Annotated in this window: 15 protein-coding genes; 9 read left to right on the forward strand and 6 right to left on the reverse strand. The window is 72.2% G+C overall.

Annotation, left to right across the window (positions count from 1 at the left end):
- Positions 1–178: 178 nt before the first annotated feature.
- A complete protein-coding gene (locus ACH4SP_RS26915) occupies positions 179–475 on the reverse strand; it encodes a hypothetical protein (RefSeq protein ID WP_398418218.1) in 297 nt (98 codons plus the stop codon).
- 125 nt (positions 476–600) lie between these two features.
- Here ACH4SP_RS26915 and ACH4SP_RS26920 point away from each other — a divergent pair, with 125 nt between their 5' ends.
- Positions 601–792, forward strand: a complete 192-nt coding sequence (locus tag ACH4SP_RS26920; protein ID WP_398418219.1) for a hypothetical protein — start codon at positions 601–603, stop codon at positions 790–792.
- A gap of 87 nt (positions 793–879) precedes the next feature.
- Here ACH4SP_RS26920 and ACH4SP_RS26925 read toward each other — a convergent pair whose 3' ends face one another.
- Positions 880–1,299 carry a CBS domain-containing protein gene (locus ACH4SP_RS26925; RefSeq protein WP_398418221.1) on the reverse strand — a complete coding sequence of 140 codons (420 nt, stop codon included), beginning with the start codon at positions 1,297–1,299 and terminating at the stop codon, positions 880–882.
- A gap of 466 nt (positions 1,300–1,765) precedes the next feature.
- Between ACH4SP_RS26925 and ACH4SP_RS26930 the strand changes: the two genes are divergently transcribed.
- The gene (locus ACH4SP_RS26930) at positions 1,766–2,956 is read left to right on the forward strand and encodes an acyl-CoA dehydrogenase family protein (protein WP_398418223.1); all 1,191 of its coding nucleotides are present in this window, start codon (positions 1,766–1,768) and stop codon (positions 2,954–2,956) included.
- On the opposite strand, the gene ACH4SP_RS26935 is transcribed toward ACH4SP_RS26930, so the two are convergent.
- On the reverse strand, positions 2,913–4,022 hold the full coding sequence (locus tag ACH4SP_RS26935) for a polyprenyl synthetase family protein (protein ID WP_398418225.1): 1,110 nt from the start codon (positions 4,020–4,022) through the stop codon (positions 2,913–2,915). The genes ACH4SP_RS26930 and ACH4SP_RS26935 overlap by 44 nt on opposite strands.
- Positions 4,023–4,224: 202 nt before the next feature.
- Between ACH4SP_RS26935 and ACH4SP_RS26940 the strand changes: the two genes are divergently transcribed.
- The 3 genes from ACH4SP_RS26940 to ACH4SP_RS26950 all read left to right on the forward strand — a co-directional run bounded on the left by ACH4SP_RS26940 (position 4,225) and on the right by ACH4SP_RS26950 (position 8,042).
- Positions 4,225–4,752: a methyltransferase family protein gene (locus ACH4SP_RS26940; RefSeq protein ID WP_398418227.1), complete on the forward strand. Its 528-nt coding sequence runs from the start codon at positions 4,225–4,227 to the stop codon at positions 4,750–4,752.
- 129 nt (positions 4,753–4,881) lie between these two features.
- Positions 4,882–5,784, forward strand: coding sequence for an oxygenase MpaB family protein (locus ACH4SP_RS26945; protein ID WP_398418229.1), 903 nt, complete (start codon positions 4,882–4,884; stop codon positions 5,782–5,784).
- Complete coding sequence (locus tag ACH4SP_RS26950) at positions 5,766–8,042, forward strand: tetratricopeptide repeat protein (RefSeq protein WP_398418230.1); 2,277 nt, start codon at positions 5,766–5,768, stop codon at positions 8,040–8,042. The genes ACH4SP_RS26945 and ACH4SP_RS26950 overlap by 19 nt, the downstream gene beginning before the upstream one ends.
- 95 nt (positions 8,043–8,137) lie before the next feature.
- On the opposite strand, the gene ACH4SP_RS26955 is transcribed toward ACH4SP_RS26950, so the two are convergent.
- Complete coding sequence (locus ACH4SP_RS26955; RefSeq protein ID WP_398418232.1) at positions 8,138–9,199, reverse strand: CopD family protein; 1,062 nt, start codon at positions 9,197–9,199, stop codon at positions 8,138–8,140.
- A 189-nt stretch (positions 9,200–9,388) separates the two neighbouring features.
- Between ACH4SP_RS26955 and ACH4SP_RS26960 the strand changes: the two genes are divergently transcribed.
- Complete coding sequence (locus ACH4SP_RS26960; protein WP_398418234.1) at positions 9,389–10,954, forward strand: phytoene desaturase family protein; 1,566 nt, start codon at positions 9,389–9,391, stop codon at positions 10,952–10,954.
- A gap of 26 nt (positions 10,955–10,980) precedes the next feature.
- Positions 10,981–11,337, forward strand: coding sequence for a hypothetical protein (locus tag ACH4SP_RS26965; protein ID WP_398418235.1), 357 nt, complete (start codon positions 10,981–10,983; stop codon positions 11,335–11,337).
- Between the two features lie 66 nt (positions 11,338–11,403).
- Here ACH4SP_RS26965 and ACH4SP_RS26970 read toward each other — a convergent pair whose 3' ends face one another.
- Positions 11,404–13,245, reverse strand: coding sequence for a serine hydrolase (locus ACH4SP_RS26970; protein WP_398418236.1), 1,842 nt, complete (start codon positions 13,243–13,245; stop codon positions 11,404–11,406).
- Between the two features lie 127 nt (positions 13,246–13,372).
- Here ACH4SP_RS26970 and ACH4SP_RS26975 point away from each other — a divergent pair, with 127 nt between their 5' ends.
- A complete protein-coding gene (locus ACH4SP_RS26975) occupies positions 13,373–14,485 on the forward strand; it encodes a nitronate monooxygenase (protein ID WP_398418389.1) in 1,113 nt (370 codons plus the stop codon).
- Complete coding sequence (locus tag ACH4SP_RS26980) at positions 14,482–16,038, forward strand: acyl-CoA synthetase (RefSeq protein WP_398418237.1); 1,557 nt, start codon at positions 14,482–14,484, stop codon at positions 16,036–16,038. Before ACH4SP_RS26975 ends, ACH4SP_RS26980 begins: the two co-directional genes overlap by 4 nt.
- Before the next feature lie 13 nt (positions 16,039–16,051).
- Here the strand turns inward: ACH4SP_RS26980 and ACH4SP_RS26985 are convergent, their stop codons facing one another.
- Entirely contained in the window at positions 16,052–16,882 is an 831-nt protein-coding gene (locus ACH4SP_RS26985; RefSeq protein WP_398418239.1) for a nucleotidyltransferase domain-containing protein, read from the reverse strand.
- Between the last annotated feature and the right edge of the window lie 41 nt (positions 16,883–16,923).

Raw genomic sequence — 16,923 nt, forward strand, 5'->3', positions numbered from 1 at the left:
TGGCGGCGGAGGCCTACCGCCGCTCGTACGCCACCCATGCGCCCCGGGTCGGGGACCTCACCGTCAGGCCCGCTGACAGGACCACTCACGGGCCCCCTGGCAGGCCCTCTGACAGGCCCTCTGACAGGCCCGTGGGCCACCCCTCCCCGCCGGGGGCGGCCCACGGGCGTCACAGGTGTCACAGACCGTCCGACGGATCCAGATCCAGGTCGTCCGCGTACTCGTCGCCGATCTCGTCCCCGGCCGGCTGCGGGGCGTCCGGTTCCTCCTCGGCGAGCAGCTGGTCCAGGGACTCGCCGCGCCGCGCCTCCTCCGCCGTCGTCCCGAAGGACTCGGCGGGCGACCAGTGGTCCGGTGGGTCGATGCCGGCGTCGAGGGGGTCGTAGTCGAGGTTGTCGCTGATCAGCGTGTCCTGGGCGTCCAGAACGCCGTCGTCCTCGGGCAGCTCGCCGGTGTCGTCGGTCATGTCGCTCATGAACACACGCTGCCCCACTCGGACGGCGTACGCATCCCGGAGGTGCGGACGGCGCGGGAGGGCAGAAGAATGCGTGACAAGCCGGACATGCGCTGGATGTGTCCGCGGGATTCCCAGGAGGCGGCATGAGCGTGCAGGGACCGGATCCGTCCGAAGTGACCCCCGACAGTCGGCTGCACAGCGGCGGCAGCGACGACGCGACCCCCGAGGACCTGGTGCTCGCCTCGGGCCGCGACCTCACGCCGGAGAATCTGGAATGGGCGCGCAAGCGGCTGGAGAAGGAAGGGCGCGCGGCGATCGAGTCGACGCTGCCCTGACCCCCGCGCGCCGTACGCAGCACATGGGTGTGCCCCGCGCGTCCGGCGCGGGGCACACCCATGTGCTGCCGTCTGCGTGCGGCAGGCTCAGCGGCCCGCGTACACGGCGCTCACGAACGTCACCAGCTGGTCCGCGGGCAGCGCCCGGGCCAGATCCGCCTCGGTGACCATGCCGACCGGTGCGCCGTTGTCCAGCACCAGCAGGCGGCGGATCCGCGCGTCGCTCATCACGCGAACGGCCTCGTCGGAGTCGGCGGTCACGTCGACCGACACCGGCGCACCCTCGGCCAGGTCGCCGGCGGTGGCCCTCGACGGGTCGTGACCGGCGGCGATGCACTTCACGACGATGTCGCGGTCGGTGACGATGCCGGCCAGGGCGCCGTCGCTGCCCGTCACCGGGAGGGCACCGATGTGGTGCTCGCGCATCAGCTGGGCGGCCCGGTCGAGGGTCTCGGTCGCCGGGATGGAGCGGACGTCGGGGGTCATCAGGTCACGGACGGTGGTCATGGGGTCCTCCGGAATCGACGGATGCAGCCACCGTCATGCTGTCCGCGCCCCGCCGACTCGGCGACCGCATGGTGTCGTACGGGTGACCGGAACGGAGCCACTCCATGGCCGACCGCCCCGCGCCGCGCGGTCGACCATCCGCGCCAGTGCGGCGACGAGGCCGACCAGAAAAAGCTTTCGCCCGCGCCGGGCTTTCGCCCGCGCCGGGCTTTCGCCCGCGCCGGGCTTTCGCCCGCGCCGGGCTTTCGCCCGCGCCGGGCTTTCGCCCGCGCCGGGCCTTCGCCCGCGCCGGGCCTTCGCCCGCGCCGGGCCTTCGCCCGCGCCGGGCCCCAGTCCCGCAAGAACTCCCCCTCGCACGGGGCCGACCACACCCACCCCTTCCACATTCCTGCAACACGTTCTACTCTGTGCGCCGCCGCAGCGACCTGCCGTACGCAAGACGCTCCGCCCGACGCCTGGAGGGCCCGTGCACCTCGAATACACGCCCGAGCAGCAGCAGTTGCGCACCGAGCTGCGCGCCTACTTCGCCACGCTCGTCCCCGACAACGCCTACGCCAGGTACGCGGACCCGGCCGCCCAGAAGCGCTTCTACCGCGGATGCGTCCGCCGCCTCGGCGCCGACGGCTGGCTCGGTGTCGGCTGGCCCGAGGAGTATGGCGGGCGCGGGCTGACCCCCATGGAGCAGTACGTCTTCTTCGACGAGGCTGCCCAGGCGGGCGTACCGCTGCCGCTGATGGCGCTCAACACCGTCGGGCCGACGCTCATGCAGTACGGCACCGACGAGCAGAAGTCGTACTTCCTGCCGAAGATCCTCTCCGGCGAACTCGACTTCGCCATCGGTTACAGCGAACCCGACGCGGGCACCGACCTCGCCGCCCTCAAGACCCGTGCCGTACGCGACGGCGACCAGGACACCGGCCACTACACGGTCAACGGCCAGAAGATCTGGACCACCAACGGCGACACCGCCGACTGGGTCTGGCTCGCCGTGCGCACCGACCCCGACGCCCCGCCACACAAGGGCATCACCATGCTCCTGGTCCCCACCAGCGACCCCGGCTACTCCTGCACCCTCATCAACACCCTCGCCTCGCACGACACCACCGCCAGCTACTACGAGAACATCCGCGTCCCCGCCTCCCGCCGCGTCGGCGAGGAGAACAAGGGCTGGCGGCTCATCACCAACCAGCTCAACCACGAACGCGTCACCCTCGCCGCCCACGGCACCATGGCCGTACGCGCCCTGCACGACGTGCAGCGCTGGGCCATGGAGACCAAGCTCGCCGACGGCCGCCGCGTCATCGATCTCGGCTGGGTGCGCGGCCGGCTCGCCCGTACCCACACCAAGCTCGACGCGATGAAGCTCCTCAACTGGCAGATGGTGAACGCCGTCCAGCACGGCACCCTCACCCCGCAGGACGCCTCCGCCGTCAAGGTGTACGGCTCCGAGGCCCGCCGGGACGCGTACGGCTGGCTCATGGAGGTCGTCGGCGCGGCCGGCCACCTCAAAGAGGGCTCGGCGGGCGCCGTCCTGCACGGCGAACTGGAACGCGGCTACCGCTCCGCCGTCATCTTCACCTTCGGCGGCGGCAACAACGAGATCCAGCGCGAGATCATCTCGTGGATCGGACTGGGGATGCCGCGCGTACGGCGCTAGCCGGTCGCGGTCGTCCCGCGGAACGGACGATGCGGTGGAACAGGGCGGTCAGTTCGGTGGTCCCGGACCGGGACAGCCGGGCTCGTCCGAGGTGCTCCACCGCCGAGTCCAGATGGCGGCGGGACAGCTGCTCGGCCGAATGACGGCCGCCGGCCTCGTCGATGAGGTCGGCCAGCACCTGCAGATGCGCCGCCGTGCCGCTGTCCGCATGCCACAACCGGCTCAGTCGCTCGCCGGCCGGGCTGCCGGCGGACAGGGCGATCAGCACGGGCAGAGTCAGATTGCGCCGCCCGATGTCCTCCCGGACCGGCTTGCCGGTCCCCGCGGGACCGCCCCAGATGTCCGCCACGTCATGGGAGATCTGCCACGCGATGCCCAAGTGCCGACCCGCGGCGTGCAGGGCGGACAGGACGCGCTCCGGTGCGCCCGCCCGCACCGCGGGCGTCCCCAGCGAGCACTCCAGCAGTGCCGAAACCTTCTCCGTCACGATGTGCTCGTACGCCGCGACGCCGGCGCCGGGACCCGGCCGGAGGGTGAGCCCGCGGGCCCGGCCCGCGTGAACGAGACCGATGGCCCCGGTGAACGAGCCGGCGATCTCCCTGCTGCCGGGGCCGGGGTCGTCCACGACCAGCTGCAGCCCGAGAGCCTGCAAGGCGTTCCCGGCGGGTATGGCCAGACCCGCGCCGAACACCTTCCACGCGGCCGGGCGGCCGCGACGCACCTCGGCCGCGTCGACGATGTCGTCGTGGAGCAGGGTCGCGTGGTGCAGCAACTCCACCGCCGCCGCCTGGGACCGCACGTCCTCGGGCCGCAGACCGACTCCGTCGGCCGCCGCCATCATGAGTCCGGCGCGGGTCAGTCCGCCGTCCCCGCCGCCGCTGGGGTCGCCGTGTTCGTCCATGAAGCCGAGGTGGTAGCAGCAGACCCGGGCCAGGTTCGGCTCCAGCGCGGAAACCCGCTGCCGAACAACGGGCAGTACCAGGGAGCGCACTGCGCTCCGCGACTGGAGGGCGTGGGAGTCGTGGGAGTCATGGGAATCAAGGGACGAGGTGACGTGCGTACTCATCGCGATTCGCCTCCGGCCGCGCGGGTAAAGCGCTTTTCCGTCCGTGAGTTGGACCGCGTGGAGGCTTGTGGAAAGCCCAAGTCGTCGCGGTGGACACACCGTAGTCCGGGCCGCTAACGCTTTTCTTGCGCCCGCTAACGCGGCGCATGATCGCCGGTCGGAACTGTTGCCGGAGACCGAGTGCGGCGGCCATGCTGACCGCATGCGCAGATCGACGGCTGCCGTGGGGAGTTCGGTGTTCATGGCGCTCGCGCCGGGCACGGTGGCCGGCGTCGTGCCCTGGTGGGTGACGGGGTGGCAGACCGGTCAGTGGTGGCTGCCCGTCCGGCTGCTGGGCGCGGGCGTCCTGCTGGCGGGTGCGGTGGTTCTGGTGCACGCCTTCGCGCGGTTCGTGGGGGAGGGGCTGGGGACTCCGGCGCCGGTCGCCCCCACCGAGCACCTGGTGGTGGGCGGGCTGTACCGCCATGTGCGCAACCCCATGTACGTCGCGGTCACGGCGTCGGTCGGCGGCCAGGCACTGCTCCTCGGCCGACCCGTCCTGCTCACCTACGGACTGCTCGCCGGAACGGTGATGTGGGCATTCGCCAAGTGGTACGAGGAGCCGAAGCTGCTGCGGACGTTCGGCGCGGAGTACGAAACGTACCGCCGGGCGGTACCGGGCTGGTGGCCGAGGCTGCGCCCCTGGCAGGGCGACACCCCCGCACGCACCACCGGTCCACCGTCCCCGTGACGGTCCATCGGCCCGCGGTCGGCCCCACGGCCGAGTGACCGGGCCTGCGTCGTCCAGCAGGCCCACCGAAGCACGAAGGGGCGCCGGGCCGTCTGGCGCCCGGGAGCGGCCCTGGCCACAATGCTCCCCATGACCTCGAAAGCCGCCGCCGACCCCGGCCTCTTCGGGCCCGCCTCCGTCACCTGGCAGGTGCACGGGGACCCGATGATGTGGATCGCCGGGGTCCGTGCCCTCTACCTCCAGGCCCTGCACCCGCGGGCCGTCCGCGGCGTCATGATCAACAGCACGTTCCTGGACGACGCCTGGGGCCGCCTCATGCGCACCGCGGGTTTCGTCGGTACCACCACCTACGGCACCACCGAGGCCGCCGAGCAGGCAGGTGCCCGGGTCCGCAGGATCCACCGGCTGCTCGGTGTCGACGACCCCGAACTGCTGCTCTGGGTGCACTGCGCGGAGATCGACTCGTACCTGAGCGTCGCCCGCCGCTCCGGTCTGCGCATGACGGACGCGCAGGCGGACCGGTACGTCGACGAACACCGCACGAGCGCCCGCCTGGTGGGCCTCGATCCGGCCGAAGTGCCGTGCGACACGGGGGAGTTGGCGGACTACTTCACCCGGATGCGGCCCGCCCTGGAGGCGGCGGACGACGCCCGCGCCGTATACGCCTTCCTGCGCAGGCCGCCCGTGCACCCCGCCCTCGTACCGGCCCGTGAACTGCTCTGGCGGCGTGCGGCCGCCCTCGCGTACGCCTCGCTGCCGACCTGGGCCCACGACCTGTACGGCAGAGCCGCGCCCGCGCCGAAGGCGGTGGACCGTCAACTCCGCGCCACCGGAAACATCCTGCGCGGCATTCCCTCGCGGCTCCGCTGGCAGTTGCCACCAGGTCACATTCTGAAAGCAGTTGCGCGGCTCGGGCCCGGCAGCCGCCCGGCCCCGTACAAACTCAACCGCATGGCGGCCATACTGGACGGGCCGGGGAGGGCGCAGCGGAGCGACGGGGGCGACAGTACGAGATGGCGGACACCAGGCTGATCCAGGGCCGGTACCGGCTGCTCGATCTGATCGGGCGCGGGGGAATGGGCGAGGTGTGGCGTGCCCGCGACGAGTCGCTGGGCCGGCAGGTCGCCGTGAAGTGCCTCAAGCCGATGGGCACCCAGCACGACCAGGCGATCTCCGGAGTGCTGCGCGAGCGTTTCCGGCGCGAGGCGCGGGTGGCGGCCGCCCTCCAGCACCGGGGCGTCACCGTGGTGCACGACTTCGGCGAGTACGAAGGCGTGCTCTACCTGGTCATGGAACTGCTGGAGGGCCGCAACCTCAGCCAGCTCCTCGAAGACAACAAACAGCACCCGCTGCCCGTCCACGACGTCGTCGACATCGCCGAACAGGTCGCCTGGGCGCTCGCCTACACCCACGAACAGGGCATCGTCCACCGCGACCTGAAGCCCGCCAACATCATGCGGCTCAGCGACGGCACGGTGAAGATCTGCGACTTCGGCATAGCGCGCCTGGGCCACGACATCGGCTTCACCTCCCGCCTCACCGGCACCGGCATCGCCATGGGCACCCCGCACTACATGTCGCCCGAGCAGATCAGCGGCGTCAACGTCGACCACCGCAGCGACCTCTACTCACTGGGCTGCGTGCTGTACGAGATCGCCACCGGGGTGCCGCCCTTCGACCTGGACGACGCGTGGGCGGTCCTCGTCGGGCACCGGGACACGACCCCCGAACCCCCGCGCACCCACCGGGCCGAACTCCCCGAGTTCTTCGACCGGATAGTGCTCGACCTGCTCGCCAAGACCCCCGACGGGCGGCCCACCGACGCCAAGGACCTCGGCCGCCGCCTCACCGACGGCCGCCTCACCCCGGCGGGCACCTCCCTCGGGGTACCCGGGCACCCGGCCACGGTGCTGGCCGCCGCACCCGGGCTCCGGCCGCCCGCCAAGCGGCCCGAGCAGCCGCCGTCCCGGGCGCCCCGGCTGCCGTCCTGGACCCGCGGCATGACCACGGGGCACAAGGCGGGCGGCACCGGCACGCTCACCCCGGCGCACGGCGACCCGGCCGCCGGGCTCACCGGCGAGTGGACCAGCGGCGCCGGTCTGCGCGCGCCCGCGCCCGGTGTCGCTCCCGTGCACGCGGAGCGGCCCACGCCGCCGCCCGAGGTCCTCGACGTACTCGACAACCGGCACAACGCGGGCCTCAGCCTCGGCAGGCTCGGCCGCTGGGAGGAGGCGGGCGAGGTGCACCGCGCGGTCGCCGCCGAACGGGAGCACGCGCTGGGCCCCGACCACCCCGACACCCTCGCCAGCCACTACGAGGTCGGCTTCACCCTCAGCCGTACGGGACGCGCGGCGGACGCCCTGCGCGAGTTCACCAGGGTCGCCGACGGGCGCTCCCGCACCATGGGCGCGGAGCACCCCGAAACCCTCGCGGCCCGCCAGGAGACCGCCTACGTACTGGGCCAGCTCGGCCGGCACTTCGACGCCCACCAGGTGTACTCGGCGGTCCTCGCGGCCCGTGAACGCACCATGGGCCCCGAACACGTCGACACCCTCCGCTGCCGCCACAACCTCGCCTTCAACCTGAGCAGACTGGGTCGCCTGGAGGACTCCTACCGGATGGCCCGCGACGTGGCGGCGGCCCGGGGCCGGGTGCTCGGCACCACCCACCCGGACACGCTCGTCACCCGCTACGAAGTGGCGTACGCGCTCGGCCAGCTGGGCCGCTGGACGGAGGCCCTGCAGACGTACCGGGAAGTCGCGGCGGCCCGCGCGCAGGCACTCGGCGCCGACCACCCCGACACCCTCTCCGCCCGGTACGAGGTGGGCATCTGCCTGGGCCGCCTCGGCCGCAGCGCGGAGGCCCTGGAGCTCTACCGGGACCTGGTCGACGACCGCACCCGCACCGGCGGCCCGGCCGACGCCGAAACGCTGCGCGCCCGGCACGGCCTCGGCGTCAACCTCGGCCGGCTCGCCCGCTGGGAGGAGGCCCTGGCGGAGGCCCGCGACGTGTGCGCGATCCGCGAGCGGGTACTGGGCCCCGGCCACCCCGACACGCTGGTCTCGCGGCGCGAGGTGGCGGTCGGCCTCGGCTGGCTGGGCCGCTGGGCGGACGCCCTCGCGGTCTACCGGCAGGTGGCCCTGGCCCGCGAACAGGTCCTGGGCGCCGACCACCCGGACGCCCTCGCCAGCCGCAACGACGAGGCGCAGTGCCTGGAGCAGCTGGGCCGGGGCGCGGAGGCGGCGGAAATCTACCGGAGGGTGGCGGCACTCAGGAGGGGGCGGGGGTAGGCATTCAGGGGTGCGAGGCCGTATCGGATCTGCGGCTCCGCCGCGTGGGCGCGACCAGCCACGACGCACCCGCACGACGACCACCGGCCCCACTCCTACCAAGTAGGAGTCGGCACGACCGTCAGCAGCGCCGACACCGCCACCACCCCCACCAGCATCACGACCTCCGCCCGAGCAGCCCGTGCCGCCGCGTCCTGGTCCACCTTGCGGTGCCCCGACTGCTTCCGGCGCAGCCGTGCCCGTGCCACCAGCGCCAGCACGCTCACCACCACGAAGAGGGCGAGCTTCACCAGCAGCGTCCGCCCGTACGCCGTGGTGAAGATGTCGTCGAGCGGCAGCCGCCGCAGCGTGCTGAACGTGCCGGTGACGGCCAGTGCCACATAGAGGAAGGCGGCCACGCGCGCGTACCTCCCCAGCAGCGTGCGTCCGGGCCCCGGGCCGGAACCCGCCCCCTTCCGCCACAAGTGCATCGCCCGCAGCGCGTACACCAGCCCACCCGTCCACAGCGCCGACGCCGTCAGATGGACCGTCGTCAGCGCGATCCCGATCTCCGGGGTGTCCAGTTCGGGGTGCGCCCGTACCGCCTCCGAGATGATCACGACCGCCAGCGGCACCACCGCCCACGCCGGCCGCTTCAGCCACACGCACGCGGCTGCGGCGAGAAACGCGTTGGCCTGGAGCAGGAGCATTCCGCCGGGATCCGTCGCGTACGTCTCGGTGAAGGTCATGCCGCCCAGATCGGCCATCTGGACGATCTGGCCGAACGAGGCCGCCGCCCCGGCCAGCGACAGCGAGATCCCCCACACGGGTGGCCTGACCTCCGGAGCACCCGGCACCGAACGCGCCAGCCGGTGGCCGGCGATCTCGCCGAGGTGGAGGAACAGTGCGGCCAGGAACACCGAACGCAGCAGCGTCGTGGTCCCGGCCCCGGGTATGTGCAGCTCACCCGTGTCGCGGGACACGATGCCCATGCCGAGCAGGGCCACGACGACGAGCACCGCAACGGCCGCCGCGGGCAGGGCGAACGTTTTTGCACGCTGCCGCCAGGCAACGGGCACATCGACCGGCGCCGCGCCGGGGACGTCGACATGAGCATCGGGATGCCCGTCGATGTCTCCGTCGGCGCGGGTCGGGGTGGAAGGCTCCGGGTAGGTCACCTCCTGATTTTCCCTATCCGGACGAGGTGGCACAAAGCGGCCCCCCTCCTGCTGGTCCCGACCCGGCTCGGGACCCGGGCCCCGACCGGGCTCCCGGTCCGGCTCCCACTCCCGTCTCGGCTCCGTCCGGTCCACGATCATGTGCGCTCCCCCCTGTCGGACATGTGACCCACCGCATAGGGTCCCGTCATGCCGATACGTTCCTCGTACGACGTCGTCATCGTCGGCGGCGGTCACAACGGGCTGGTCGCCGCCGCCTACCTCGCCCGCGCCGGCCGCTCGGTGCTCCTGCTCGAACGGCTCCCCGTCACCGGCGGGGCCGCGGTCTCCACCCGCCCCTTCGCCGGTGTCGACGCCAGGCTTTCGCGCTACTCGTATCTCGTGTCGCTCCTCCCCGGAACCATTGTCCGTGACCTCGGCCTGTCCTTCGCCGTACGGAAGCGGACAATCTCCTCGTACACCCCCAACGGGACCGGCGGTCTGCTCGTCGGAGGTCCGGGCACCGCGGCCTCGTTCGCCGAACTGACCGGCGGCGAGAAGGAGTTCCGGGCCTGGGAACGCTTCTACGGAACGCTGCGGCAGGTCGCGGAACGCGTCTTTCCCACGCTCACCGAGCCCCTCCCCACCCGGGACGCCCTCCGCCGCCGCATCGACGACGAGGTGGCCTGGCGGATGCTCTTCGAGGAGCCGATCGGCGTCGCGATAGAGGACACCTTCACCCACGACCTCGTCCGGGGCGTGGTCCTCACGGACGCCCTGATCGGCACGTTCGCGGACGCCCACGACCCGTCACTGCTCCAGAACCGCTGTTTCCTCTACCACGTCATCGGCGGTGGCACCGGCGACTGGGACGTCCCCGTCGGCGGCATGGGCGCCCTCACCGACGCCCTCGCGCACGCCGCCCGCACGGCGGGCGCACACCTCGCCACCGGCCACGAGGTCACCCGCGTCGACACCGACGGAGCCCGCGCCGACGTCTCGTACCGTACGGAGACGGGCGGCGAGCGGGCCGTATCGGCCCGCCACGTCCTCGTCAACGCCTCCCCGCACGCACTCGCCGCCCTCCTCGGCGACGAGCCGCCCGCGCCCGCCCCCGAGGGCGCCCAGTTCAAGGTCAACATGCTGCTGCGCCGCCTGCCGCGACTGCGCGACAGCGCCGTCACCCCGCAACAGGCGTTCGCCGGAACCTTCCACGTGGCCGAGGGGTACGAGGAGCTGGCGACCGCCCACCGTGATGCCGCGGCCGGGCGGCTGCCGGGCGTGCCGCCCTCGGAGATCTACTGCCACTCGCTGACCGACCCCTCGATCCTCGGCGCCGACCTCACCGCACGCGGCCACCACACCCTCACCCTCTTCGGCCTGCACACCCCGGCCAGGCTCTTCACCGCCGACAACGACGCCGCGCGTGCCGAACTCCTGCGCACCACCCTCGCCCGCCTGGACGCCGACCTCGCCGAGCCGATCACCGAATGCCTCGCCCTCGACGCGGACGGCCGGCCCTGCATCGAGGCCAAGACCCCGCTCGACCTGGAACGCGAACTGCGACTGCCCGGCGGCCACATCTTCCACGGCGACCTCACCTTTCCGTACCAGGACGAGACCTTTCCGTACCAGGACGAGGAGGGCCCGCGCGGGCGTTGGGGAGTCGCGACCGCACACCCCAACGTCCTGCTCTGCGGGGCGGGATCGGTGCGCGGCGGCGGGGTCAGCGGGATCGGCGGGCACAGTGCGGCGATGGCCGTCCTGGGGCGGTAGCCGGGCTTCCGGGGCAGGATGACCCCATGCCGAAACCGTCGAAGTGGTGCAAGGCGTCGCGGTCCTCGACGCTCTCCCTGTGGTCCAAGGACTCGCTGCTGTCGATCGGATCCGAGGGCTCGCTGCTGTCGATCGGGTCCGTCGGGTCCGTACTGTCCATCGGCTCGGTCGGCAGCGCGCTGTCGTTCGGGTCGATCGGCTCGGCCCTGTCCTGCCTGTCCGTCGGCTCGTACCAGAGCACCGGCTCGCTGCTGTCCGTGCAGTCGCACCGAGCAGTGCTCGCCGTCCAGTCTCGGGGCGGGCACTGGACGGTGGGCGGCGGGGCGGTCGGTGCGGCGGCGGTGGTCGGGGCCGCCGCCCTGCTCCTGCACCGCCGCCGCTGACCGGTTCCCGGCCGGACCGGCGCCTCAGCCCCCCTCAGCCCCCCTCCGCCCCCCTCAGCCCTACTCTCAGTCCGCGGAGGGTGCCCAGCCCCGCGCCTCGACGCGGGCCGCGTCCCCCGGCCGGTCCTCGTCGAAGACCGTCCGGTGTCCTTCCGTGACCCGGAGCCCGTCGACGTACACCCCGCGGCCGACGTAGCGCACGTCGGTCGCGTACCGCCACCGCAGGACGACGCTCCTGCCCCTGTACGGTGCGAGGTCGGCGCCCGCGCGGTGCCAGACCCGCCCTGACCACCCGGTGACCGTCCCGCCCGGGTGGGGCTCGGGCTCCGCACCCTTGCGCACGGTCGTGAACGGCACCGGCTGCCAGGTCGCCCCCGCGTCCGCCGACACCTCCAGCGTCAGCGTGTCCGCCGCCGGTTCGACGTCCCACCACAGGTCGCAGCGGAACAGCCCCCGGTCGGACGAGAGCGGCAGCGCGGGCAGGGCGAGCGTCGCCGTCGTCGCCGAGACCATGCCGGAGAACCACGCGGTACGGCCCCGGGAAGGGCGCACCGCGACCGCCCGCGCCATGGCGTCCGCCGTCGCCACGCGCGGCGCCGAGCCCGAACGCCAACTGCGCACCGGGTGGACGGAGTTGCCGAGCACGATCAGGAACGAGTCGGTCGACGGGTCGATCACCAGGCTGGTGCCGGTGAAGCCGGTGTGGCCCGCACTGCTCGGCGTGGCCATCGCGCCCATGTACCAGTGCTGGTAGAGCTCGAAGCCGAGGCCGTGCTCGTCGCCGGGGAAGCCGGTGTTGAAGTCCGTGAACAGCAGCTCCACCGACTCCGGTGCCAGGATGCGGGCGCGCCCGTACACACCGCCGTTGAGCAGCGTGCGGGCCAGGACCGCGAGGTCCCATGCGGTGGAGAAGACCCCGGCGTGCCCTGCGACGCCGTCGAAGCTGAACGCGTTCTCGTCGTGCACCTCGCCCCAGACCAGGCCGCGGTCGATGCCCGACCACGGCTTGCGGGCGTCCTCGGTGGCGGCGACCTTCGGCTTCCAGGAGGCGGGCGGGTTGAAACGAGTGCGGTGCATCCCGAGCGGAGCAGTGATCTCGTCGTGGAGCAGGGCGTCCAGAGTGCGAGCGGTGATCTTCTCCAGGACGAGCTGCAGGGAGATCAGGTTCAGGTCCGAGTAGAGGTACGCCGTGCCGGGCGGGCTGGCCGGTGACTCGTTCCACAGCATCTTCAGCTTCCCCTCCCGGGTCGGCTGCGAGTACAGCGGAATCCAGGCCCGGAAGCCGGAGGTGTGCGTCAGCAGCTGACGCACCGTGATGTCCGCCTTGCCCGCGGCGCCGAACTCCGGCAGGTAGGAGGCGACCTTCGCCTCCAGCTCCAGCGCACCCCGCTCGATCTGCTGCACCGCGAGCAGCGACGTGAACAGCTTCGACACCGAGGCCAGGTCGAAGACCGTGTCCCTGGCCGTCGCGATCTGCTGCTCCGGCGGGAACTCCACCGCCGTGTCGGTCTTCTCGTCGTACGCGGCGTAGCGCACGGCCATCCCGATCGGCTCGTGCAGCGCGACCGTACCGCCGCGCCCGGCGAGCAGCACCGCGCCCGCGTACCAGGGGTGTTTGGGGGAGGGGCCGAGGAACCTCTTCGCCTCCGTCACGATGCGGTCCAGGTGCTCGGGGAGCAGCCCGGCCCGCGCGGCGGAGCCGTGCCGGAGGGTCGGACGACGGCGACCGCCGCCGGATCCCTCTTCCCCGGCCGATCCGGCCGCCTCCGCCGCCCTTGCCGCGGGAATCGGACCCAGTACCAACGCACCTCCCAGTGCCACGACCCCGCCCGCGAAGTGCCTTCGGCCGATACCTCTGTGCCCGGTACCCCTGTGCCCAGTACCTCTGTGCTCGGCATCCTCAGTCATGGGCACCAGCAGGCCAAAGCGCACCGCCGGTGTCAACCACCTCAACCACCCCACCGGCGCCGAAGAATCTGACGCGGCATCAGAAAAGCTCTTCCCCTCGCAGCCGCCCTGCGGCATCCTGCCGCCCATGAAGACGGAGCTGAGCCAGAAACTGGGAGTCGAGCACGCCATCTTCGGCTTCACGCCGTTTCCGGCGGTGGCGGCGGCGCTCACCCGGGCGGGCGGATTCGGCGTCCTGGGGGCGGTCCGCTACACCGCCCCCGACGACCTCGCCCGCGACCTCGACTGGATGACGGAGCACACCGAGGGCAAGCCGTACGGCCTCGACGTGGTGATGCCCGCCAAGAAGGTCGAGGGCGTCACCGAGGCCGAGGTGGAGGCCATGATCCCGGCCGGTCACCGCGATTACGTGCGGGAGATCCTCGCCAAGCACGGCGTGCCCGAACTCGCCGACGGCGAGGCGTCCGGCTGGCGGATCACGGGGTGGATGGAGCAGGTGGCCCGCAACCAGCTCGACGTCGCCTTCGACCACCCGATCAAACTCCTCGCCAACGCGCTGGGCTCCCCGCCCGCCGACGTTGTCGCCCGCGCCCACGACCACGGCGTCCTCGTCGCGGCCCTCGCCGGAAGCGCCAAGCACGCGCGGCGGCACGCCGAGGCGGGCATCGACATCGTCGTCGCCCAGGGGTACGAGGCGGGCGGCCACACCGGCGAGATCGCCACCATGGTCCTGGTGCCCGAAGTCGTCGACGCGGTGGGGGAGTTGCCTGTACTCGCCGCCGGGGGCATCGGCAGTGGCGAGCAGATCGCCGCCGCCCTCGCCCTCGGCGCACAGGGCGCCTGGCTCGGCTCCCTCTGGCTCACCACCCAGGAGGCCGAACTCCACTCCCGTGCCCTCACCGCGAAGCTCCTCGCCGCCGGTTCCGGCGACACCGTCCGCTCCCGCGCCCTCACCGGGAAGCCCGCCCGCCAGCTCCGTACCGAATGGACCGACGCCTGGGACGACCCCAGTGGCCCCGGCACCCTCCCCATGCCGCTCCAGGGTCTGCTGGTCGCCGAGGCCAACTCCCGGATCCAGAAGTACGAAGTGGGGCCGCTGCTCGGCACCCCGGTCGGCCAGATCGTCGGCCGGATGAACTCCGAACGCAGCGTCCAGGCCGTCTTCGACGACCTCACCCGGGGCTTCGAGCGCGCCGTGACCCGCATCAACCGCATCGCCGGAAGGGGCGAGGGAGCATGACCGAGCAGCAACCGCCCAACGGGTTCTGGGCCCAGGCCACTGCCGACCCCGACCGCACCGTCCTGATCGCCCCCGAGGGCGAGAAGTGGACCGCAGGTCAACTCCACGCCGCCACCAACCAGTTGGTGCACGGGCTGCGCGCGGCCGGTCTGGAGCGGGGCGACGCTTTCGCCGTCGTCCTCCCCAACGGCGTCGAGTTCCTCACCGCCTACCTCGCCGCCTCCCAGGCCGGCTTCTACCTGGTCCCGGTCAACCACCACCTCACAGGGCCCGAGATCGCCTGGATCGTCTCCGACTCCGCCGCCAAGGTCCTGCTCGCCCACGAACGGTTCGCCGCCCAGGCCACGGCCGCCGCCGACGAGGCCGGTCTCCCCGCCTCCCACCGGTACGCCGTCGGAGAGGTGCCCGGCTTCCGCCCGTACCGCCAACTCCTCGAAGGGCAGAGCGAGTCGGCGCCCACCGGCCGCACCCTCGGCTGGGTCATGAACTACACCTCCGGCACGACGGGGCGCCCCCGCGGCATCCGCCGGCCGCTCTCCGGCAAGCTCCCCGAGGAGTCCTACCTGGGCGGGTTCCTCGGCATCTTCGGCATCAGGCCCTTCGCCGACAACGTCCACCTCGTGTGCTCGCCGCTCTACCACACGGCCGTGCTCCAGTTCGCGGGCGCCGCCCTGCACATCGGGCACCCCCTGGTCCTGATGGACAAGTGGACGCCGGAGGGCATGCTCCGGCTCATCGACACCCACCGCTGCACCCACACCCACATGGTCCCCACCCAGTTCCACCGGCTCCTCGCCCTCCCCGACGGGACCAAGCGGCTGTACGACGTGACCTCCATGCGGCACGCCATCCACGGCGCCGCGCCCTGCCCGGAGCACGTCAAGCGGGCGATGATCGACTGGTGGGGGAACTGCGTCGAGGAGTACTACGCGGCCAGCGAGGGCGGCGGCGCGTTCGCCACCGCCGAGGACTGGCTCAAGAAGCCCGGCACCGTTGGCAAGGCCTGGCCCATCAGCGAACTCGCGATCTTCGACGACGAGGGAAACCGGCTCCCGCCCGGCCAACTGGGCACGGTCTACCTGAAGATGAGCACCGGCGGTTTCAGCTACCACAAGGACGAGGCCAAGACCCGCAAGAACCGCATCGGCGACTTCTTCACCGTCGGCGACCTCGGCATCCTCGACGAGGACGGCTACCTCTTCCTCCGCGACCGCAAGATCGACATGATTATCTCGGGCGGCGTCAACATCTACCCCGCCGAGATCGAGGCCGTCCTCCTCGCGCACCCCGCCGTCGCCGACGCGGCGGCCTTCGGCATCCCGCACTCCGAGTGGGGCGAGGAGGTCAAGGCCGTCGTCGAACCCGCCGAGGGTTTCGCACCGTCGGAAGTGCTCGCAGCGGAGGTACTTGACCACTGCGCGCGCCAACTCGCCGGATTCAAGCGGCCGAAGTCCCTCGACTTCACCGCGGCCATGCCCCGCGACCCCAATGGCAAGCTCTACAAACGCCGCCTGCGCGAGCCGTACTGGGAAGGGCGCGACCGCGCGCTCTGACCAACTCTCCCGGCTAACTCTCCCGTGCCAGGAACTCGGCGATCTCCGCGTGCAGTTCACCCGGCACCGCGAAGCCCCAGCGCCCCGCCGCCTCGTCCGCCAGCTCCCGGCTCCACTCCCAGCTGCGCCGTGCCGCCTCCCGCACCGCGGCACCGTCCAGCGGTGCGGTGGTGGTCGCGTACCGTACGACATCGGCCTCGGGGAGGTCCTGCTCCATGGCCCGGCTCGGCGTGAGCCAGTGCGTGGTGGAACCGCGCAGCAGCCGGCACAGCTGAAGCTGCTGCGGTGCGACGACCGAATGCAGCAGGGCGTGCGCCCGCCCGGTCTCGCCGCGCGCCAGTACATGGGCCAGCATCAGCGTCCAGTTGGTCAGCTCGCTGCTCAACTGCCGTGCGGTGTCCGTGGATTGCGGTGGTACGAAGGCGGCGAGGCGGCCTGCGGCCTCGGTGAGGCGGCCCGTGCGGTCGAGCAGTACGGCCTCCTCCGGCTTCGGCAGGTGCACCATGCCCGTCCATGACGGGACTTCCGCGATCCCCGAACTCGCCGGTGTCACATGGAATTCACCGCGCATCAGATCGTCGAAGACGACGGCGAGGATGCCGTACATGTTCGTGTAGGCCAGCTTCAGCGGGGCGATCCGCTCGACGAACTCCCGCCCGTCGAAGGCTTCGGCGTGGGCGTCGTCCACGTACAGATATGCCTCGATGTCGGAGTACGCGTCGGCCTCGCCGAGCGTCCACGATCCGTACAACAGCACGCCCTCCAGGCGTGGTTCGGCCCCGGCGGCTTCGCGGAGCCGCTCGATGCGCTGGTCCAGGGCGGGGGAGCGGGACTCGGATTCCATGACCGCAGTCTGCCATTTCCCGTCCCGCCACCCCGCACCGC

The sequence above is a fragment of the Streptomyces sp. NPDC021093 genome, assembly GCF_044333135.1.
Lineage (GTDB): Bacteria > Actinomycetota > Actinomycetes > Streptomycetales > Streptomycetaceae > Streptomyces.